This window comes from Deferrisoma sp., from assembly GCF_054681715.1.
The window spans coordinates 1-4,399 of the sequence record NZ_BAAHFQ010000210.1; the positions used below are offsets into that span (position 1 = coordinate 1).

Sequence of the window (4,399 nt, forward strand, 5' to 3'; positions counted from 1 at the left end):
AAGCTCCGTAGGCCGCGAGGCGCGGCCTGTTTGCAAAGACAATAACTTCCGCCTCGGCCACACGGTGCGCCGCGGCCGTCTGGACCCTGGGACCGCAGACCGCCAGACCGGCGACTGTGGACCGAAGTTACTTGGAAGCTCCGTAGGCCGCGAGGCGCGGCCTGTTTGCAAAAACAATAACTTCCGCCTCGGCCACACGGTGCGCCGCCGCGGTCTGGACCACGGGACCGACGACCGCGAGACCGCCGACCGTGGACCGAAGTTACTTGGAAGCTCCCCAGGGCCCCTTTGGGGCCCCGCTACCTAGGACAGTAACGTGCGAGTCAGGGCCCCGGTGTGGGAGCGCCTTCCAAGGCGCGATCCGGGCCGCGAGGCCCGCGGGAACACCGGTCGCGGCGTGGACGCCGCTCCCACAGGTTGGGACAGCCTCTGACGCTGGAATCATAAATGATTTTGGCGTCCTAGCATCCCAGCCTCCCAGCGTCCTAGCAGGAAGTCACTTGGAAGCTCCGGAACTCCCTCCACCCATGCCCCAGCCTACCGGGCTGACAACCGCGTGAGAAGGCGCGGCGAAAAGGGTGCCGCACTCGCGCCCGGCCGGAACCAGTCCCCCACCCGCCTCCGGCAATACGTTTGAAGGTATTGGTTCCGGCGCTGGGGAAGACATTGAGCACACCTGTTCCGTTCTCCCTCACGGTCGTTTCCTCCTCCCACGCCGGGGCGCGCCGTACGGGAAGGCTCCTGGTGCCGACGGCGTCGGGTCCGATCCACGCGCGAGTGCCGGGGCCGTCTGCCGGCGGCGAGCCAGAGGGTCGTGGGGTGAGTCCGAATTCGATTGTGGTTACGGTATGTTACAAGAAATCCCGGAAAAAATGCGGTTGGGGGTGTGACCGGGGATTTGCGGATGCATCTAATGCAGGTGAATGTCGGAAGCGCTTCCGCAACGTGTTTGGGTCCCGGATTTCGTGGAAATGGAAAATAGGAGGTGAGCCATGCGCGGTTGGATCGTATCGATGCTGACGCTGCTCTTGGTTGCAGTGGGCGCAAACGCGATTGCCGGGCAGTCGAAGGCAGTTCGGAAGGCGCAACCCACGAGCGTCGTCGCCTGCGACGGTTGCGAGGGTGGGCTGGAACCGATTGACTTGGTCCGCTAGCGGATCCGCAGGGGCCGGGGCCCCGTGCCGCCGGGGCCCCGGCCCCGTTCCGTTTGTGGTGATTCCTCTGTTGACCCCGGCGCGGGTGCGATCCGGTCCCAAGATACCGTAATAATAGCTCAGAAATACTGGCGATCGATTTGCTGAATCCTGTGGGAGGAGTTTTAAATGAAGCAAAAGATGTTGTTTTCTATCGGCGGTTTCATTGTCGGTCTTGTCGTGATGGGCCTTGTCGTGATGAATGTGATGCCTTCTGCGATGTTTTCTGTGCATCAAAGTAAGTTCGACGTGGAGAAAACTGTTCAAGCGATAAAAGAATCCGCGGAGAGGGCTGGATGGAAGGTTCCAAAAATATACAACTTTACAGCAAGTTTGGCGAGCGACGGGTATACAAATGTGGGCGAGATGAGGGTTCTTTCTCTGTGCAAGGCCGACTATGCGCATGAAATCCTCAAGGATGAGGAGAATCGGAAGATAACCGCGATGATGCCGTGCAGGATCGGCGTGTTTGAGACCTCAGATGGGCGGGTCTGGATCGCCGGCATGAACATCGGGGTGATGAGCCGTATGTTCGGCGGGGTGATCGAGGAGGTGATGGGACGGGTGGCCCAGGAGGAGGCGCGTTTTCTGGCCCCCGTGATTCGGCACGAATGAGGCGGGCTCCTTGCCCACCGCCCCTGCCACGGAGGCACTTCCACAGGTTTCCGGACCCGCGGGCGCCAAGGCGAGAGGAAGAAGGGGGGCCCGGGGCGCAAGGCCGCGGGCCCGCCCACCCAACTACCGAAGCACCCGTGACGCGAGCCAAACGAGCTTGTTCATCCGCCGGAGCAATTAGCTGCCCAGCTTCTTTCGCACGAGCTCGTTCACGGCTTGGGGGTTGGCCTTGCCCTTGGTGGCCCGCATGACCTGGCCCACGAAAAACCCCAGGAGCTTCGTCTTGCCGCCCCGGTAGGCCTCCACCTCCTTGGGGTTCGCGGCGAGCACCTCGTCCACCAGGGCCTCGATGGCCGAGGTGTCGGAGATCTGCTTGAGGCCCTTCTCCTCCACCACGGTCTCCGGGTCCTTACCCGTCGCCCACATCTCGTCGAACACGGTCTTCGCGATGTTCGTCGAGATGACCCCCTTCTTCACCAGGTCGAGCATGCCGGCCAGGTGCCGCGGGGTCACGGGCGCCTCGGTGATCGGGGGGGCGTCCTCCTTGTTGAGCTCCCGCAGCACGTACCCCATGATCCAGTTGGCCACGGCCTTGGGGTCGTCGTGGAGCGCCACCGTCGCCTCGAAGTAGTCCGCCAGGTCCCGGCTCTGGCACAGGAGGTCGGCGTCCTGGGCCGGGAGCCCGTACTGGGTCTGGAACCGGCGGCGCTTCTCGTCGGGGAGTTCCGGCAGGTCCTTCTGCACCCGCTCGATCCAGGCCGCGTCGATCACCACGGGCGGCAGGTCCGGGTCGGGGAAGTACCGGTAGTCGTGGGCCTCCTCCTTGGACCGCATCGAGAGCGTGATCCCCCTCTGGCTGTCGAAGAGGCGGGTCTCCTGGACCACCTGGCCCCCGGTCTCGAGGAGCTCGATCTGGCGCTCGGCCTCGTAGGCGAGGGCCTGCTCCAGGAACTTGAACGAGTTCAGGTTCTTGATCTCGGTGCGGGTGCCGAGTTTCGTCTCCCCCTTGGGCCGTACCGAGACGTTGGCGTCCACCCGGAGGCTCCCCTCGTTCATGTTGCCGTCGCACACCCCCAGGTACACCAGGATCTCCCGGAGTTTGCGCACGTACTCCGAGGCCTCCTTGGGGCTTCGGATGTCGGGCTCGCTCACGATCTCGATGAGCGGCACGCAGGCCCGGTTGAGGTCCACGAGGCTCCAGTCCGCGCCCGGGATCTCGGGGTGGAGGAGCTTCCCCGCGTCCTCCTCCATGTGGATCCGGGTGATCCCGATCCGCTTGGGGTTTCCGTCGGCGCCGGTGACCTCGAGCCAGCCGTGCTCCAGGATCGGCAGCTCGTACTGGCTGATCTGGTAGCCCTTGGGGAGATCCGGGTAGAAGTAGTTCTTCCGGGCGAACCGGCTCATGGGCGCGACCCGGCAGTGGGTGGCCAAGGCCACCTTGAGGGTGAAGTCCACCACCCGGCGGTTCAGGACCGGCAACGCCCCGGGAAGCCCCATGCACACCGGGCACACCTGGGAGTTGGGCTCGGCCCCGAACCGGGTGGAGCACCCGCAGAAGATCTTGGTGTCGGTCAGAAGCTGCGCGTGGACCTCGAGGCCCACCACCATTTCCCACGCCATCTCGGGCTCCTACGAAGAAACGGCCGTGCGTCGTCGGTTGGTCGGGGGCCGGGGATCAGCCCAGCTTCGAGAGGTCGGGCCGGCGGTCGAGGCCGGCCGCCTGCTCGTAGGCGTAGGCCGCGCGAAGGAGGGTCTCCTCCTCGAACGCCCCGGCGAGAAGCTGGAACCCCACCGGGAGCCCCGCCCCGGTCAGGCCGCAGGGCACGCTGATCCCCGGGATCCCGGCCAGGTTCGCCGGGATCGTGAAGATGTCGTTCAGGTACATCTGGAGCGGGTCGTCCACCTTCTCCCCGAGCCGGAACGCCGGGGTCGGGGTGGTGGGGCAGGCGATCACGTCCACCTCGGCGAAGGCCCGCCGGAAGTCCTCGGCGATCCGGGCCCGCACCCGCTGGGCCTTGAGGTAGTAGGCGTCGTAGTACCCGGCCGAAAGCGCGTAGGTGCCGAGCATGATCCGGCGCTTCACCTCGGCCCCGAACCCGGCGGCCCGGGTCTTGCGGTAGGTGTCGATCAGATCCTCGCCCGGGACCCGAAGGCCGTATTTGACGCCGTCGTACCGGGCCAGGTTGGAGCTCGCCTCGGCCGGGGCGATCAGATAGTAGGTGGCCACGGCGTACTCGGTGTGGGGCAGGCTCACCTCCCGCACCTCGGCGCCCTGGGCTTCCAGCACCCCGATGGCCCGGCGCACGGCCGCCTCCACCTCGGGGTCAAGGCCCTCGATGAAGTACTCCCGGGGCACCCCGACCCTGAGGCCCTTGACGTCGGGCTCGAGGGTCGCGAGGTCGGGCACCGGCCGGTCGATGCTCGTGGAGTCCAGGGGGTCGTGGCCCGCAATGGCCTGGAACAGCCAGGCCGCGTCGGCCACGTCCCAGGTGAGCGGCCCGATCTGGTCGAGGCTCGAGGCGAAGGCCACGAGCCCGTACCGGCTCACCCGGCCGTAGGTGGGCTTGAGGCCCACCACCCCGCACAGGGCC

Annotated in this window: 3 protein-coding genes; 1 reads left to right on the forward strand and 2 read right to left on the reverse strand. The window is 65.8% G+C overall.

The features are described from left to right. The first annotated feature begins 1,322 nt into the window (after positions 1-1,322). Positions 1,323-1,808, forward strand: a complete 486-nt coding sequence (locus ACY0I8_RS16595; RefSeq protein WP_461395636.1) for a DUF302 domain-containing protein — start codon at positions 1,323-1,325, stop codon at positions 1,806-1,808. A gap of 177 nt (positions 1,809-1,985) precedes the next feature. Here the strand turns inward: ACY0I8_RS16595 and gatB are convergent, their stop codons facing one another. Beyond that, a complete protein-coding gene (gene gatB, locus ACY0I8_RS16600) occupies positions 1,986-3,428 on the reverse strand; it encodes an Asp-tRNA(Asn)/Glu-tRNA(Gln) amidotransferase subunit GatB (RefSeq protein WP_461395637.1) in 1,443 nt (480 codons plus the stop codon). A 55-nt stretch (positions 3,429-3,483) separates the two neighbouring features. Then, on the reverse strand, positions 3,484-4,399 hold a 916-nt coding region (locus ACY0I8_RS16605; RefSeq protein ID WP_461395638.1), incomplete at its 5' end, for an amidase family protein.

Coding starts and splice junctions, on each gene's coding strand:
- ACY0I8_RS16595 (WP_461395636.1), top strand. CDS start 1,323: ATGAAGCAAAAGATGTTGTTTTCTATCGGCGGTTTCATTGTCGGTCTT.
- gatB (WP_461395637.1), bottom strand. CDS start 3,428: ATGGCGTGGGAAATGGTGGTGGGCCTCGAGGTCCACGCGCAGCTTCTG.